The following is an 18,622-nucleotide window of genomic DNA, read 5'->3' on the forward strand; positions in this document are numbered from 1 at the left end:
GTATTTTCGTTAAAAATGAAACGTTTCATTTTTATAATATAAACAACGAACTTCAAGTTGTCAACCTTTTTTCCTAAAGGTCCCCACTCGAAGTTCGTTCAGCTTGAATCTCTATTTTATTGCTTCGTCGTCATACCCGCTTGATACGTGACCGGTAAAATGGTTTCTAACGGTGTCTCTTTTTTTTCGATGATGTTCATTAAAGACTTCACCGCAGCGGCCGCCATCGCCGGAATCGGTTGGCGAATACTCGAAAGCGTTGACGGAATATTCGTCGATTGTTGACTGCCATCAAAGCCAATCACTTGGATCTCTTCTGGCACGCGAACATTATTTTGCTGCAGTAAATTTAATACTTCATAGGCCTGTTCATCATTGACCACAAAAATCCCATCGACCCCTTTACTGACAATCGTTTCTTGTACCAGTTCAGGCAACTTTTCATTAAATTCATGGTGATGCCCTTCATAATAAATGACCTCCGCTTCAAGCCCATGCGTTTGACAATACGCTTGAAACCCGCGATAGCGATCCCTTGTCGAATTATCATAAATCGAACCATAGCCAATAAATGCCAATTTCGTCGCGCCCGCTTGGATTAACTTTTCAGCCGCAAGCCCGCCCCCAGCAAAATTATCACTCATAATCGTTGGAATCTTCTCCGAGAAATACCGGTCAATACTGACAATCGGTAACTCACTCGAAATATACTCATCGACATTACTATACGTTAAGGCAATCAACCCATCGACCTTATTTTGACGCGCCATTGAGATATACGCAATCTCATTTTCATAATTATTTTGCGTATTACACAAAATTAATTTCGACTGATAATGCCGCAACTCGGTTTCAATATGAAACGCTAATTCACTAAAAAAAGGATGCCAAATCGTTGGCACAATTAACGCAATCGTATGAGTCCGATTCGTTCTTAAACCCGTCGCATACTCATTTTTTTCATAATTCAGCGCTTGAATCGCCTGTTCAATCGCAAGCGTCGTTTTTGCTTTTAACTTCCCGCCATTCAAATATTTTGAGACACTTCCTACCGAGACATCCGCTAGTTTTGCCACATCCTTGATTGAAGCCATCTTTTTTCTCCTTCATCCACACTTGATATACCTAAGAATACCATTGCTGGGCAGATTGCTCAAATGAAGTTGGGGAAGAGTTACTGATAAATAGAACAAGATAGAATCATTTTAATTCTTGTCTTTTTATTAGTACTTCATATTCATAAAAAACATCAAATTCTTTGATTAGAAGTTCATATAATAAAATTTTCCACTGTGGATCTAACCCATCCATTAAACCATCTTTCCTAGTCTTTAAAAATTCCTGTACCTGCTTCTTACTTAATTCTGTTTTATTTATTAAAATGCGTGAAAGTTTTATTATTTCATGTCCTGCTAGAGAGGATAATACTTCATTAAATTTAAAAACTTCCTCAAAATTATACTTAAAACTAATATTAGCGTTTTGACCAAGCTTGTAAGATGGAGAAAAATAAATATTTTTTCTAATTTTATAATCAATCACTAAGCCATGCATATCACCATAATCATGAAAATATGGATGGAATATTATTTTATTCTGATTTGTAACTTTATCTTTTTTTACTCTATTACACCTGGAACAGAGTGGTACTAAATTTATTGGAGTTATCGTATATTGTACGTACTTAGACTTAGGAAGAACATGGTCTAGCGTATCAGCATGAGAATCACACACCGCACAGATTCCGCCACTATTTATTAATATATTACTGGAGATATTACCTATTTTATTACCTATTATTTTATTCGTATAAAAAAAAGTAGCTATTTTCGAATCAACTCTATCTACAGTTTTTACCGCTTTGATTTCATGAAATCTCTCAGCTGCATTCTGATACTCTTTTTCATAAGCAACTGATTTTATAATATAATTTTCAGTAATATAAGATACATAACCTATATTATCTGTTTGATATGATTTCTTGATAAAACTAACAACTTCTTCTACGCTTATATCGGGAATTTTTTTCCTTTCAAACATATTAATTCTCCCTATCGCTTAAAAAAATATTTAAAAATAATTCAGCTTCTGATCCTAACCTACTCTCGTCCATTAGAGTTTTTGCTTTATCTTCTTGCTCGCTCAATTCAGATAAATATTGATAAAAACCCGTATTTCTTATATCTAGACCAAAAACATCATCCATTATCATGCCAATATTTTCACCAAAGGTTTCAATTTTAGGGTTTCTAACATTTAATTCTTTATTTTGATTTCTTTCAAGTATCCATACACACTTTCTAGGTATCTCCTGTAAAATTACTGGTGAATGAGTCGCTATAATAGCTACACCGTTTTTCTTACTTAGTATATCTGAAAGTATTCTTATATATGCAGAGACTAATGGAGGATGTAAATAGGACTCTGGTTCATCTATAATAATTAAAGTTTTTTCATCAATTTTAGATATCAAAGTTGATAAACCTAAAAGAATCATTTTTTGTCCTGAACTTAACTTCGCTACCTCATTAACATCTAGTTCGTTATCATTTAACATATTACTAATAAAATTACTAATTTCATGATCAAAATATAACTTAACAATTTCTTCTTCCCATAATTTAATTCTTTCAGGAGATTTTTTAATTTCTTTTATATTTTTAATAAGATCTTCTGCAAGTTCCGTTGGATTTTTCATCGCTTGTCGACCATTAATAAAAGTACTATTCCCTATATATTTAAATATTTTTTGTTCTTGAAAATCATCTTTTTTCTGACGATCCATTTTAGCAAAGTAATTTTCATTTATCATATCAAATGCACTAAATGAAACAAATAAAACACTCTCAAAATCTTCATTATCATAATCATCATAAATTTCTAAAGTTGCTCTAGAATCTTTTATTAAATAGCTATTGATAGGTTCCTCCTTTAAATAACATTTTACTATATCTTGAATAAGTGTTGTTTTTCCGGTTCCGTTATTCCCTATTATTCCATGTACATTTGTTGGAAGTAATGACTCTGGGTCTACTTTAAAAGTAAGTTCCGTACTTCTTGAATTTTCTACAGTATACTTTAATTTAAAATTGAAAGGAATTTGGCGTACACCATTTGTTGCAACACGATGTAACTGCTGCTTTAATTTTTTCACTGAACTTCCTCTAAGAAACGAGGTATGTATAACATCTACTGTTTTGTTTTCCTCAAATAATTTTAAATCGTAAGAAATATCTCTCAATTGTTCTAAGATTTGTTTAACTTCAGAAACAGAAAATTCTTTATATAGGTTTTCGTAATATTCAATACTCCCTAAAGAAATAATATTGTCAAAACTAAATGCTTGAACAAGATAAATAAATGATTTGTATGATACGCAATAGTCTGAAGGTTTTTTAGCTTCATAACTTTGGATTGCTTCAGCAACAGTCGCAATACTAACTGGTCCTAATTTCTTTTTTTTATTATCTTCTGAAACATAATAAGCCGTATATAATGTTTTATATCCAAAGTCATCCCAATTATCATAAATAAAGTGAATTCCTATTTTCATAGTGTCTAAATATTCGCTAAAATAGTATTCCATATATTCCCTCCAAATAGTTATTTTAATATTATATTTTGCAATGTAAAAGTTTAGAAGAATGCAAAGGAAGTTAAGAACTTTGCCAATCACTTTTGATTTAATTTTTCTGCATGGATAATGCGTGATTTACTCAGTAGCTATAACCGGTAAAGCTTAGTACATGAGCATGATGTATCACTCAATCGACCAACTCAGATTTCAAACGAGAATCGATAAAAATACGATTCCATTGACTGAACTCTAAATTCGACGTAATGACTAACTGCGTCTCTCATACCAATCCGATATGAATTAAAACAAACATTCTGCGCATTCTTTACTAAACGAAACGTAGCCCATTTCATCAAGAATAAGTATATAGACCTTATCGAATTTCCGGAAAAACGACTCAAAACGAACATCCTCCCCCCGTAACGAGATGTGTTTTACCCGTTCAAGGCAAGTCGGAAAGAACGATATTTTGCTTCTGATTAATAAACTCCGTCGACTCTAGTTCTTTCTGATTAAGTTGAGGTGAGAATCTTATATATTCATTCGACTGATATCTTTCTAATTCTTTTTCATTAAGAAAATTTACTTTTTTGAAATTGCGCTCAGCGAGAGCTAAATCTAGCATTTCTAATTCTTATTCTTATTCTAATAATGCTATGACATATTGTTCAGGTTTTTCAAAAGGAATCTTTTCATATAACTCAGCTACGTAGGCCACTCACAAGGATTTAAATCTGGTTTTTAGTCTATCTGAAATCTCATGCTTCTCCCTCAGATTTAGAATGACTGACGGGTTGAAGAGAATCATACAAAGTCCAATTCACATCAAAGGGATGAGCGACATCAATTTTACTCATTGCCAGTTCATCTTGTGGAACGTGTTCATAAAAGTGATCATCTATTTCTTCCAAACTATACGTGGAAAAAAGCTCGAGAATCCACTTATCACGTTTTTTTCTTAACTGAACAGAATCAATGTTCAAATTATAGGTATTCCGCCCCGGAAGATACGGAAAGTATCTTGAGTAAACAATAGATATTGGTTTTATCCGCCAATTAATTAAGATAGAAAGCCAAGGGGGAACCAAGTAGCTTCTAATTGATTGAAAGTGATTGTATTGTTGAGTCGAAGCCTCTTCTTTAATGTACGATTTTCCATCAACTAATCAGATACGATTTCTCTCCATTTTTCTTGATACATCATACTTTTTTAAGGAGTTTTTTTTTTGAGGGTAATTGATAATCATCTGCGCATTCCTTAACAGTTGACTAACAAAAACCAGTTCGTTTTGATATTTCATTAATAGATAGTGATTTATTATTTCTTAGATTTTTGATATGATTAACTTCAGGCATTGCCAGCATCCTTTCACTTCCTCCACCATTATTTGTTTAGTCACTAATAACGGTAAGGGATTTTGATTGTGCTTGTATGCCTTTGGTCTTTATACAACTTCTAAGATTTTCTTTACAATACTACCTACTTTTATTATGCAATAAACAACATGTTTGAAGACTTTATCAAAAGACTAACCGGTGCAAATAAATTGTTATATTAAAATCAGTGACATCTTTCAAGCTTGATTCTGTCTACACAAATTACAGACTTATTCTACTTTTGATTTCTTAACTTCCCCATATTTCAAAAGTTTTAACTTTTCCAGAATTAGTAATATAATAATTTGTCGCTGCTAATACTTCTTGAATTTTATATGGTATTGCCTTACTCTTACATATAGAAGGCTGTACCATTACTATCTTACCTCGAAATACTTTATCTTTTAGTTTCATATCTTTTAAAAATGTCTCATAATCTCCTCTTATGAATTCGCAGTGAGAAGTTTTTCTCCGACTCCTAATTTTATTAAGAAATGTTGACTTATTTTTTAGCCATATTATTGACTTAGTAGCCTGACCGGCTACTTCGTATACATCTCCTATGCTCGAATTATAATTTTTAGCACTCATTGCCTTGACATGATACAAAGTAATTTCAAATTCCGTTTCTTTACTCTGAATTGTAATGAAATCTGCTATTTCTCCAGAACTATGATCGTATATAATATAATCAAGCTCTGCGTTCTCAAAAAGAACTTCACGGAGCGTGTCCTGAATTGATTTTCCTTTTTTTCGAGTCTTACTTGTTCTAAATTCAATACTCACATTTGTATCATATTTTTCTTTCCAAGGTATTGTTGTGATATTGTCGCTTGTAAAAACTATAGCTTCTGGATTTCCCACGCTGATTTCATTCCCTTGAATCATAATATCATCAGTAGTACGGAGTATTAACGGATAGCTTGATAGATATGAAGATAAACTAATCTTCTGTCGTCCCTCGTATATCAGAATTTCTTCGTTTACTGATTGATAGTTCCCATTTATGTCACAAATGAGGCTCTGCTCTTTCTCCTCAATAGAGGCTTGTATCGTAATCATATCATTTTTGATATTAATGATTCTAATCTTAAGATCAGTTATAATACCAAGTGTGCTTTCAGTATTGTCATAGACTATTGGTGGATTTGCATAAGATTCTCCTGAAAGATCCGCAAAATAAATATTTTGAGGATACTTTTCAAGTTTTTTCGGAATAGGCAAAAAGTCAAAATTTGTATTAGTTTTTACAACCATTTCAGAATTAAATATTTTAGCTCCATTTAAATCACACCAAGATACAAAATCTTTAAGATTAGCATATGAACTACTCCAGATTTTCGAACCGCTACTATATCCAATTGTGATTCGTTGCTCCTCTTGGACTGCCTTACAAAATACGTGTCCCGCAGAATATAGCCTACCTGTACTTGGATCGATTGCTTGACTAACATCAGATCCAGCAGATATTCTGTATGATTCACCAGATTCATTAAATCTATTTTGCATACCAGAATTGAAAATTTCAAATTCTTTTAAATTTCCTAGAACCCTGTGTATTTCATGTTTTGGAATCTTATCAAAATTACTAGAAAAAGATTCAACTATTTGCTCATAGACACATTCACTTTTTACTTGTGAATATATATAAAGGATTCTAGTCTCTTTCTGATAGTGGATAATATATAAATGATTTTCTTCGTTTTTTATAAGGTTACCAGCATACCATTTGGGTTTTTCATACCCCTTTCCTATAGCAACGATAGTATTATCTTCTTCGTTCAAGAATGGCCCGTAGGCTATGTTGCAGATTTCAGGAAAAGTACCATGTATATTAAATCCTGTTACCTTGTATAGCTTTGCATGACAATTAGGTCTGATAGTATGTAACGATAAATTTAGGTCTGGGTCGATTTGTTCATTTTTATCGATAGAATAATCACCAATATATTTTCTTTCTATCTCTTCCTTATTTATTTTATTTTCACTTAAATCAATTATAATATCTTGCCAAATAGCATCACTTTTATATAAAGCTTTATTTTCTATTACTAATTCTTCATCATTCATCGCAATAAACTTTGCTATGTCAATATTTTCAGTATTTGTACGTGCAAATCTTCCAATGAATTGAAGAGTATTTCCTAATGATTTATGTGGATCATGGATTGCTGCAATCTTCAGATTGGGGAAGTCAAAACCTTCACCTAGCATATCCACACATATTATACCATCCAGTTTTTTTTCCCGTAGAGTATCAATAATTTTATCCACAGTTTTTGAACTCATAGAGCTATCAACTCTTTGTAAATTTAAGATTGTTTCAGAGCTATATAACTCCTGTAATTCTATAGCTCGATTTCTACTGCTCGCCCTCACCATTAAAAAGTGTTCATATCCCTTCTTACGGTCAAGTAGGAAAATTGACTCTGCTTTTTTAGCAATAAGATAGTCTTTATTTGGTTCATTGGGTATAGGTATGTATTGGATTTCACCAAAAATACCGTCTTTATAAGCTTGGGATAGTGGATAATTATAAACAAAAACTCCTTTTATCGTCTTATTATCCATTCGAAAGGGAGTTGCAGTAAATAGAACGTGTTTAGCTTTATTTATATTTTCTAATATTTCAGTCCATGTTTTTGCTGGGACATGGTGTGCTTCGTCAATCAAAACTAAATCGAATTTTTTTCTAATATTCTCTACTCTGGATAAGCTCAATCCAACTTGAGGTGTTGCAACAATTACATCTGAGTTTTCAATTTTATTGTAATGATTTTCTTTATAAAGACTTTTCATTTCAAATACTTTTGGTTTTTTTATATTTTTATTAAGAACATTTATTTTAGTTAGTGTTTTTAATGTTGAATATTCTCCTGAAACCTGACTTCGCACTAACTTACTCGAGGTAATAACTAAAACTTTGTTAGCCTCTAAGGCATAAGGAGTCATCATCAAAACAGCAGTTTTTCCAGAACCCGTAGGCATCACAATAACCGCTGCTTTTGTTTTATTCAAAGTGAAAAATGATGAAATTGAATGAATAGCTCCCAATTGTGCATTCCTTAATCCATTCGTTTTATTATTAAGTTTTGGATATTTTAGTTTCTTATAGTTTTCAAAAAAATAACTATTCAATTCAATTACCTCCTCTTATACTATTACATATTTAATGGTCTAAGGTATCCTCAATTTTCTTAAATTAAAGATCTACTCAACCTCAACAATCAGATTACATTTTATTATCGTAAAAACTGCGGTTTCCAATGGGAAAAACTATTACTATAATCTATGTAATATCTCACAAAAAAATAAAATAGAGTGATTTAACTAGTCACGACTGATAAAAATTATGACTAACTATTACATAACTGTAGCGTAATATAAAATTAATCTAGGTATAAAGAAAACGCTACCAATAAACCTTGCAATATAGAAACATCTTCCTACCACCAGTCCTGAATAGCTTAACCAGTGATAGAAAGACATTACAATTTTATAACTCTATTAATCCTTGCTTCTGCTCAAAATTCCAAGCGTCTCTTACCATCTCATCAATCCTAAATTCAGCTTTCCAATCAAGTTCGCGTTCAGCTTTACTGACGTCGGCGTAGCAAGTTGCGATATCTCCAAGACGCCTGTCGACAATCTCATAAGGAACTGCGGCTTGATTGACTCACATAAAAGCATTCACCATCTCTAAGACAGAGGTTCCTTTACCAGTTCCAAGGTTGTAACAATTTATCCCTTTAGTCAAATTCACAAAGCGTTTAGTTTATAAAGTATATTAAAACTAGACATCATGAGTACTCGACTTTAATCTTAAGCTTTAATCCCTACTAAATAAATCTCTTGTATAAACCTTATCAACAACATCTTTAATCTCATCTGATAAACGATTTGTCACAATCACATCAGAGATAGCTTTGAATTCATCAAAGTCTTTAATGACTCTCGAACTGAAAAATTCTCCTTCAGCAAGTGCAGGTTCAAAGACAACGACTTCAATTCCCTTAGCTTTAATTCGTTTCATCACACCTTGAATAGCAGACTGACGGAAGTTGTCAGAATCCATTTTCATTGTTAAGCGATAAATGCCGACCACTTTTGGATTACGCTTGATAATCATATCAGCGACGTGGTCTTTACGTGTCCGATTGGCATCGACTATAGCAGACATGATATTTTGAGGCACGTCTTGATAGTTAGCCAATAATTGTTTGGTATCTTTCGGTAAGCAATAACCGCCATAACCAAATGATGGATTGTTATAATGTGTGCCAATTCGTGGATCAAATCCGACACCTTCGATAATCTGTTTCGTATCTAATCCTCTGACCTCGGCGTAAGAATCAAGTTCATTGAAATAGGCTACTCTAAGTGCTAGATAGGTATTTGCGAATAATTTAATTGCCTCTGCTTCAGTTCCATCGGTGTAGAGAATAGGAATATCTTTCTTGATTGCTCCTTGAGCTAATAACTCCGCAAAGATTCGTGCTCGTTCAGATTGTTCTCCCACGACAATTCGAGAAGGATGGAGGTTATCATATAACGCTTTTCCTTCTCTTAAAAATTCTGGTGAGAAAATAATATTCTCGGTCTCAAATTTTTCTTTTACTGACTGCGTATATCCCACGGGTACCGTTGACTTGATAATCATCACTGCATCTGGATTAATGGATAAAACACTCGCAATGACAGCCTCAACTGTTCGAGTATTAAAGTAGTTTTTTTCGACATCATAATTTGTGGGTGTCGAAATAATCACATATTCAGCATCCTTAAATGCCTCATAGTTATCTGTTGTAGCTGTTATGTTTAAATCTTTTGTAGCAAGATAGTCTTCAATTTCGGGATCCGAAATTGGCGATTTCTTATTATTAATCATATCTACTTTTTCTTTAATAATATCCAACGCAATGACTTCATTATTTTGTGCTAATAGAATCGCATTGGATAATCCCACGTAGCCTGTTCCTGCAATCGTTATTTTCATAAGATTTCTACCCTTCATACTTCCATACTTCTCTTTTTATATAGTCTGTATAAGATAAAATAATTCTCAGAACTTTATCCGAAACATTCGGCATACTATAATCCGAAACTAATCGTAAAGTATCTTTTTCTTGTGTCTCCAGCACTTCTAATCCTTGAAGAATTCTATCTTTTTGTAGTCCTACCATCATCACAGAAGCTTCTTCCATCGCTTCCGGTCTTTCATGTGCTTGGCGGATATTTAAGGCTTTAAATCCAAGAATGGAGGACTCTTCACTAATCGTTCCACTATCGCTTAAAACGGCTTTCGCATATTTTTGTAGTTTCACATACTCATTGAATCCGAGTGGTTTCATTGTTTTCACTAATGAATGAAACGTAATCCCTTTGGCGTCAATCATTTTTTTCGTTCGAGGGTGCGTGCTGACAATGACTGGCATTTGGTATATTTCAGCGATAGTATTCAAACTGTCCACTAAATCCATAAAATTTTGTTCAGAACTAATATTTTCTTCTCGATGGGCAGACACAACAAAATAGTTTCCTTCTGTAAGTTCTAGTCTTTCAAGAACATCTGATTTTTCAATATCTTCTTTTCTAGAATGTAGAACCTCGAACATTGGACTACCTGTTTTAATGATACGATCTGCGGGGAGTCCTTCTCTTAACAAGTATTCCCGTGCGATATCACTATACGTAAGATTGATATCTGCTGTGTGATCAACAATCTTGCGATTCGTTTCTTCCGGTACACGTTGGTCAAAACAACGGTTTCCTGCTTCCATATGGAAAATTGGAATTCGTCGTCTTTTCGCCGCAATCGCACATAAGCAACTATTCGTATCCCCTAATACAAGAAACGCATCTGGTTTTACTGCTTCCAAAATTGGATCAATCTTTACTAAAATATTTCCAATGGTTTCAACCGCAGTCCCAGTTGCCGCGTTTAAAAAGTAATCTGGTTTCTTTAACTGAAAATCATTGAAGAAAACTTCGTTCAGTTCATAATCATAATTTTGTCCTGTATGGACGAGGATGTGTTCGATTGCTTCTGATTGATCTAATTTATTAATGACTGCTGATAACCGAATAATTTCGGGTCTCGTTCCGACTACTGTCATCACTTTTAATTTTTTCATGTATTATACCTCCAAGTAATGTGTATCGGGATGTTCAGGATCAAAGACCTCGTTGACCCACATAATCGTCACCATATCGCTGTCACCCAGATTTTCGATGTTGTGCGTATAGCCTACCGGAATATCCACCACTTCTAATTTATCGCCACTGACAAAGTACTCTATGATTTCATCGCTATCAAGTTTTCTAAAACGAATAACCCCAGAGCCACTAACGACTAGAAACTTCTCATTTTTCGTGTGATGCCAATGATTGCCTTTTGTGATACCTGGTTTCGAAATATTAACCGACACCTGTCCACGATCTGGCGTGCGAATGAATTCTGTAAATGATCCTCGAGCATCCACATTCATCTTCAAGTCATACGAAAACTGATCTTCGGGCAAATAACTTAAATAGGTACTATATAATTTTTTTGTAAAAGGTTCCGACATGTCAGGAATGGACCGTTCGGCACGACTTGCTTTAAATGATTCAATTAAGTCCACAATTTTACCGAGAGTCGTTTGATGCGTTATAGGCACGACACAATACTTCCCTTCGCGTTGTTCTTTTCCTTCTGATGCATCCATTAATGATTTTACGACGTCATCGATATACACAAGTGTCATCTCGACACTTGGATCATTAACTTGAATTGGTAAATCATGCGCAATATTATGACAAAATGTTGCTACCGCACTATTATAGTTCGGACGACACCATTTCCCAAAGACATTCGGGAAACGATAGATCAAAACGTTTGCTCCCGTTTCTTCGCTGTAAGAAAACAGTAACTCTTCTCCCGCTTTTTTACTCTGTCCATATGGATTATCTAATGCTGCTTGGATTGAAGATGAAATCATGACCGGGCAATTATTTTGGTATTGTTTTAATAAGTCTAAAAGTTCCGACGTAAACCCGAAGTTTCCTGCCATAAATTCCGCTTGCTCTTTTGGTCGATTAACGCCTGCAAGATGAAAAACAAAATTGGCTTCTTGACAATACTGTTTTAAGAGGGAATACTCCGTGTCTTGGTCGTATTCAAAAATCTCATGATTTGTTTGAGTTTTTAATTCTGCGATAAGATTCTTTCCAATAAAGCCTTTTGCTCCCGTGACTAATATCTTCATTAACGATTCCAACTTTCCAATTGTTCTCTTACGTAATCTAGTTCAAGAAGTTTGGCTTTAATTTGTTCAATAGTTAATCGCTCTGTATTGTGCGAGTTGTATTCTTCTTCTGAAGATAACTTTTGATCGCCATCAACAAAATATTTATCATAGTTTAAATCGCGCTTATCCGCAGGTACTCTGTAGAAGTTTCCCATATCTTTTGCTACCACATTTTCTTCTTTTGTAAGTAACGTTTCATAGAGTTTCTCTCCATGACGAGTCCCAATGACTTTGATTTCATTTTCGACATCAAATAACTCTTTAATCGCTTGTGCCAAGTCTCCAACTGTTGAGGCTGGTGATTTTTGTACCATAATGTCCCCGGCTTGCGCATTTTGGAAAGCAAAAATCACTAATTCTACCGCTTCTTCTAAACTCATTAAAAATCTAGTCATCTCAGGATCGGTTACCGTAAGTGGTTGACCTGCTTTAATTTGATCGATAAACAAGGGAATGACAGATCCTCTTGACGCCATGACATTCCCATAACGGGTACCACAAATTAACGTGCTCGTTGGATCGACCGTATTTGCTTTTGCAACAAAAACTTTTTCCATCATTGCTTTTGAAATCCCCATGGCATTGATGGGGTACGCTGCTTTGTCAGTAGATAAACAAATAACTTTTTTAATCCCCATTTCTATCGCACCTGTTAGCACATTATCCGTTCCAAGTACGTTCGTTTTAACCGCTTCTAGTGGGAAAAACTCACACGATGGTACTTGTTTTAATGCCGCTGCATGAAACACATAATCGACATCATGCATCGCATTTTTGACGCTTGCCAGATCACGAACATCTCCAATATAAAATTTTAATTTGTCATTTTTATAAAGCTTACGCATATCATCTTGTTTCTTTTCATCACGCGAAAAGATCCGAATTTCTTTGATATCAGTATCCAAAAATCTTTTCATGACAGCATGACCAAATGAACCAGTCCCACCTGTGATTAGTAAAGTCTTTTCTTTAAACATTAATTTTTTCCTCCATTCGATTTATTTAATTCTAGAAGCCTTTTTCAAAGACCCCATTAGTATTTTTTTTTCATATTCGTTGAAAGAAAATTTATAAAGTAGTGTGCCATATATGATTACAAATGTGCTTGCTTTGATGATAAAGTAACCTACTGTATCTTCTAAAATTAACGCTAGTGGGAAAGATAGTAAACTTGCAATAATTATACTAGAAAAGGTGCCCCTGAAAATCTCTTTGAACATTCTAATAACATTCAACCCTATAACTTTGTGATAATATAAGTTCATAAGTACAATATTGCCTATAACCAGAGAGATGGATGTACTTATTGCAGCCCCCATATACCCTAATTCCCCCACTAATATAATCGTTAACACAATGTTTAGCCCTGCCATAATTGCCAGGATGAGTGATCTAGTCATCCTTTTTAACATTGCATCTAGAATAGCTATAGTAACATTCTGTACTAAAGTTATAGTTGTTGGCACTAGCAAAAGAATTGTAGGAATATAAGCATCTAAAAAATTGTCCCCCACCCATATTTTAATGAAATTCTGACCGAATAATATAAAACCTGCGACTGCAGCTCCTGCAACCATAAACTGTAATCTTCCTGGTCGAATAACAAGATCAGTGAGTTCTTCTCCAGTTGCATTAGCTGCAATCATTTTGGTTGCTTGAGGGAGAAAAACTCCCCCGATGACTCCAGTTATATTGCTAAACATGGTAAAAAATACCAATGCAATAGAATATAACGCTACCGTTTCTGTATCAGTCATTGCTCCAAGAACTACCCTATCAACATTTTGATTCACTTGGTTTATGATAGCTTGTAAAAAAACAGCAGAAGAAAATGAGAATATCATCCACAATAATGCTTTATCATAAAAATGAAATTTAATTTTTACTTCTAACTTTTTGAAACTATAACTTGCTTCAAAAACAGTTAAAATAATTGTTAGAAATAGATCAGTTGCAACAATGGCTATAGATTTGAATCCCAGCAATAGAAGAATTACCAATAAGATAACGCGTAAAACGATTCTCAATAGTTTGAATATATTTGTAACTGCGAATTTTTCATATCCAGTCAATATGCCCGAAAAAGCATTAGTGAAAAATGAAAATGCAATATTGGTCACCATCAATATAAATAATTGCTTTGCCTTAACAAGTTCAACTGTTGTTAGAGAATTTCCAAATAATCCATCAATACCAACATAGAGAGCTGAACTTACAAATATTGTCAAAATAGATAAAATACCGGTAATCATAAATGCCTGAAACAAAAAATTCTCTTGACCTAAGGAATCTTTTTTTGTTCTGTACAAAGCAACATATCTCGATATTACAGCACCTGTTCCAAAGTTAAGTATTACTAGGTACCCCGCAAAAGAATTGACTAACTGATAAAGACCATATTCTGACGCACCTAATGATGAAATCAGAAAAGGTGTGAAAAATATCCCAAAAAATGAATTTATAAAAAGCGTCAAGTATGATATGACTATTCCTGATTTTTTTTGACTTCTCAATCCGATCCACGTCACTTTCATGTATTTCAAAATTACTTTAAAAATTGCCACTATATTCAGTTAAAATAATTTCGATTCAAATAAACTACTTAAATATTATTCTTCTGATCAAACTCTCAATTCTTCGCTTCATTGCGACCACCTTATTAGGGTTCATTATTTTATTAAGCTTCCTATCAAATTCAACATCTTGAACAATATATTTGGGGTGTTTAAGAGGAAAGTCCAGCTTATATGTTTTCATGTAAAACAGCTTCTGTGTTGCTTTAGGTATCTTTTTAATGGAATTCACAGCATGGACAGAATCATCAGTTAACCCAATATTAGTAACCAAATTTTTATGTGGAACTATTATTAAACCATGATGTAAATAGGTGTTTATTCCCTTTTGGTAAGACCATGATGTCAACTTACCACCTGTTTTCAGAACATCATATTTTTTCTTACCATTCTTAATCAAATCATTTGCTATCCTTCTAGGTTTAATTAAATTTTTAATAAGTCTGATCGCATCCTCATCCTCCATGAAACTCAGATCATAATCTACTGTATCCCACACTCGCTTCCATGTGGCCCATCCCCAGATTGACCCTGTCCTCGCAAAAATATAACTATATGGAGTTACGTCATATGTCTCTAAGTTGTTCATTCCACTTATCATGTCTATTCGCTGATCATCTTTATATTTTTCAAGCAACTCTTCACAAAATTTAAAGTAGTCTATAGTCGGTTTACAATCATCTTCTATGATACATAATCTATCAACATGTTCAAAACACCAAGATATACCTGAGTAAATTCGCATCCCACAACCTAGGTTTGTTTCAGAGTAATTTCGATAAACTTCACATTCCCAGTCAATTTCCGCTACAATATCTTTACACTTCTTAATATTTAGCTCATCATTAGGCCTTGCTTCCCTAGCACCATCTTGAATTAAAAAGAGCTTTGATGGTCTAGCTTCTTTTATTGCATCAAATACTTCGCGTAAAGGCTCTGGTCTATTAAAAAAAATCAGAGCTACTGGTACATCTATTCTATACGGTTCCATATTATTTTCTCCCTTCATATCGCGCTCCATCTCTATATTCTATATTTAATGACTTTTGCGGGTATTCCAACTGCAATTGCATAATTATCGATTTTCTTATTTACCAAACTCTTAGCTCCAATGACTGCTCCATTTTTTATTATACTGTTTTTTAAAATAGTACAGTTTTCTGCGATCCAAACATCATCCTCTATACAAACCTTTCCACTAACAAGTCTCTGATTTCTAATCAACTTGTCTTTCTCAATTCCATGGTCGCTATCAATGATATAGCAATTTGCTGCAATTGCAACATTGTTACCTATGTAAACACCACCATTTTTCGAAGAAAAAATGATTGTATTATAGCCAATATCAACGTTATCTCCGATTCTTATTTCACCATCACCCCAGAAAGTTACATTAGGATATATTGTTACATTATTACCAATTATGAGATTGGTAGCATTGCAATTTACTTTACCTATGACTCTACAATTTTGAACCTTACTATTAATCTTTAATAAAAATATTTTTTTGTTATAATATCTTAATAATTTGTCTTTTATTTTATCGACAAGTAACAACATTTCAACCCTCCAGTAGTGTTTGTAGCGACTTTGAAAATTCCTTGTGCAGTTTTTCTATTGCTTTACTGCTATCATAGTTCGTATCTATATTAATAGTCTTAATTGATTCTGCAATAGCTTTCGGTTCATCTTCCTTGTAATATGTTATTAAATTAGATATTTTGCTTTCAGTGACACATTTGATTTCACAAGAAACAACTCTAAGTCCTAAAGCTAAATATGACAATATTTTACTTGGAAAGGAGGATTCAAGATATTCTCCACTCATGGTTTGGGTACTTAATCCAATATGACAACTCTGACAATACTGAACATATTCATCACCGCTTTTAAGACCATCGTATTGTACTCTACACTTGTTAGTTTTATTAACTTCCTCAATCAAATTTTTCAACATCTCTATTTGACCAAATCCTACTATATGTAAAACATATTTTTCAGATAAATATTTAGAAGCTTCTAGGGCATTAAAAGCTCCTTTCTTATGTTCATCAATTATACCAGCATATAGAAGATGAATTTTACCATCATTAGATGGTGTTGATAATTTGGGATAGATTTTATACTCTCCGTAAATTACTAAAAATGGTTTATCGATTGCTAATTTATCTTTTAGTAAATCTGTTGAATATAGAAAAGTGTCAGCTTGGTTAAGTAAGGCATTCTCCCACTTAACAAAACGGTCATTGAAAACCATAACATCACTGTATATCTCCTCTACCTCCAAAACCAAGTCAAATTTCCTAATTGACTTAGCCATTCTAACAGGCAATGAAATCCATTGGACATGGTAAGCAATTACTTTTTCGTTTTTCTTCGTCGTGAGCAACAAATATATAAACAGCCATATCAAAGCACCAAGGATTTTTAAATTTCTCATAAATTTATTTCTTGTTTTCCATGATGGACAATATGTCACGTATTTGTGTTTTCCAATATTCACTGTTTTTTGCATTTCAAATAATACTTTTGTTTGATCTCCCATCCAAGAAGGTGAGATAAATTGAACTTCATATCCAGCTTCGACCAGAGTATCCGCAATATAGTTCATTTTATTCGTAGCTGCAAGATTACAAACCCTATCTGTTTGACTTACTGCAGTATCATAAAACCCAATATATTTGATTGTTTTGCGTTCCATAAAAAACACCCCTACTTAAAAATCTAATTACTGCCAAAAGAACATGTACTGTGGGTTACTTCTTAGTAAAAGCAGTACCAATAAGCTTATCACGACGAAATAGACAATTGGTCTTTCATCTTTTTTAAATGAATTTATAATTTCAGGCACCAACAACATCAAGAATATCGAATAATACTGTACAACCCTCATTGCACTGGGGTTAACCCAAGTAAGTGGAGTTACCAGAACTGATATAATTAAAGCATTGAAGAAATGTAATGCTTGGGGATTATTTGCCAGTATAGTTTTTGATTTCCATATTCCAACAATTGTAACAAGTAGCAATAATATAGTAAAATTAAAAGTGCCAGCGCCCTCATATATACCATACTCATACCCCCCTAAGTCTTGGAAAAAAAGTGCAAGTGGTACACGAAAAAACATGAATAGTGGGAAAATAGCCAGTATAGTTATCAAATACTTTTTTGTTACTTTCTTATTTGCTAAAAAGTAAAAAGGGAAAAATACCAAAGCTGACTTATGAATAGTGAACCCTATGAACGTTAATAATATAAAAGGAAGTAATCGTCTTTCCTTTATATACTTATATCCTATCAATACTACAATCGAAGTTGCGATTGTTTGTCGAAATCCTGTAATGGAGAAAAATGAGTAAAATAACACAGAATAAATTAAAAAACTAATAAATGAGTTTTTCGAGTTTCTATATATCCAAAGTCCAAGCGGTACTGTAAAAATCAAAGCAATAATTACAAGAAAGATTTGATAGTTATGTGTTACCAGTTGTGTGATTTTCACAAATAAGTAATACCCTGGATCCTTTCCTAGTTCCTCGGAACCATGAATAATGATTTCTACGAAATTGTTAAATAAATCACTCCAGCTTGTCCATAACGTTCGATTATAGCTTTGAAAATATGCACGAGTATCTGAACCAATAGAAATATGTCTCATCCCCGATAGCACAATCCAATTTAGGGTCGCAAAAATAACGAATAGTTTGTTTCGATTCTTCAAATTCCTATTATTACTTAATATAATAGAAAATGCTATTAGCAAAAATATATTTATATAGTATGGATTTAAAAGTCCAGAGATCATC

The 18,622-nt window shown here is 33.3% G+C and carries 14 protein-coding genes; all 14 read right to left on the bottom strand.

Features of this window, described 5'->3' with window-relative positions; translation table 11 throughout:
* Window positions 1–116: 116 nt before the first annotated feature.
* The 14 genes from RU93_RS08510 to RU93_RS08575 all read right to left on the bottom strand — a co-directional run bounded on the left by RU93_RS08510 (window position 117) and on the right by RU93_RS08575 (window position 18,621).
* Complete coding sequence (locus RU93_RS08510) at window positions 117–1,094, bottom strand: LacI family DNA-binding transcriptional regulator (protein ID WP_071875196.1); 978 nt, start codon at window positions 1,092–1,094, stop codon at window positions 117–119.
* Between the two features lie 106 nt (window positions 1,095–1,200).
* Window positions 1,201–2,040, bottom strand: a complete 840-nt coding sequence (locus tag RU93_RS08515; protein WP_071875197.1) for an HNH endonuclease — start codon at window positions 2,038–2,040, stop codon at window positions 1,201–1,203.
* Window position 2,041: 1 nt separating this feature from the next.
* On the bottom strand, window positions 2,042–3,586 hold the full coding sequence (locus RU93_RS08520) for an AAA family ATPase (protein WP_071875198.1): 1,545 nt from the start codon (window positions 3,584–3,586) through the stop codon (window positions 2,042–2,044).
* 749 nt (window positions 3,587–4,335) lie between these two features.
* The gene (locus RU93_RS12095) at window positions 4,336–4,488 is read right to left on the bottom strand and encodes a hypothetical protein (RefSeq protein WP_169818103.1); all 153 of its coding nucleotides are present in this window, start codon (window positions 4,486–4,488) and stop codon (window positions 4,336–4,338) included.
* 715 nt (window positions 4,489–5,203) lie between these two features.
* Complete coding sequence (locus RU93_RS08530; RefSeq protein WP_071875199.1) at window positions 5,204–8,092, bottom strand: DEAD/DEAH box helicase; 2,889 nt, start codon at window positions 8,090–8,092, stop codon at window positions 5,204–5,206.
* Between the two features lie 691 nt (window positions 8,093–8,783).
* A complete protein-coding gene (locus RU93_RS08535) occupies window positions 8,784–9,950 on the bottom strand; it encodes a nucleotide sugar dehydrogenase (RefSeq protein WP_071875200.1) in 1,167 nt (388 codons plus the stop codon).
* A gap of 7 nt (window positions 9,951–9,957) precedes the next feature.
* Complete coding sequence (gene wecB, locus RU93_RS08540; protein WP_071875201.1) at window positions 9,958–11,088, bottom strand: non-hydrolyzing UDP-N-acetylglucosamine 2-epimerase; 1,131 nt, start codon at window positions 11,086–11,088, stop codon at window positions 9,958–9,960.
* A gap of 3 nt (window positions 11,089–11,091) precedes the next feature.
* Entirely contained in the window at window positions 11,092–12,201 is a 1,110-nt protein-coding gene (locus tag RU93_RS08545; RefSeq protein WP_071875243.1) for a capsular polysaccharide biosynthesis protein CapF, read from the bottom strand.
* On the bottom strand, window positions 12,201–13,220 hold the full coding sequence (locus RU93_RS08550) for a polysaccharide biosynthesis protein (protein WP_071875202.1): 1,020 nt from the start codon (window positions 13,218–13,220) through the stop codon (window positions 12,201–12,203). The genes RU93_RS08545 and RU93_RS08550 overlap by 1 nt, the downstream gene beginning before the upstream one ends.
* 21 nt (window positions 13,221–13,241) lie before the next feature.
* A complete protein-coding gene (locus tag RU93_RS08555) occupies window positions 13,242–14,717 on the bottom strand; it encodes an oligosaccharide flippase family protein (RefSeq protein ID WP_211272578.1) in 1,476 nt (491 codons plus the stop codon).
* Between the two features lie 124 nt (window positions 14,718–14,841).
* Window positions 14,842–15,825, bottom strand: coding sequence for a hypothetical protein (locus RU93_RS08560; protein ID WP_071875204.1), 984 nt, complete (start codon window positions 15,823–15,825; stop codon window positions 14,842–14,844).
* A gap of 14 nt (window positions 15,826–15,839) precedes the next feature.
* Entirely contained in the window at window positions 15,840–16,376 is a 537-nt protein-coding gene (locus RU93_RS08565) for an acyltransferase (RefSeq protein ID WP_084131331.1), read from the bottom strand.
* Window position 16,377: 1 nt separating this feature from the next.
* Window positions 16,378–17,517: a glycosyltransferase gene (locus RU93_RS08570; protein ID WP_071875205.1), complete on the bottom strand. Its 1,140-nt coding sequence runs from the start codon at window positions 17,515–17,517 to the stop codon at window positions 16,378–16,380.
* A 27-nt stretch (window positions 17,518–17,544) separates the two neighbouring features.
* Window positions 17,545–18,621, bottom strand: coding sequence for an EpsG family protein (locus tag RU93_RS08575; protein WP_071875206.1), 1,077 nt, complete (start codon window positions 18,619–18,621; stop codon window positions 17,545–17,547).
* Between the last annotated feature and the right edge of the window lies 1 nt (window position 18,622).

This window comes from Enterococcus aquimarinus (assembly GCF_001885765.1).
Taxonomy (GTDB): Bacteria; Bacillota; Bacilli; order Lactobacillales; family Enterococcaceae; genus Enterococcus_I; species Enterococcus_I aquimarinus.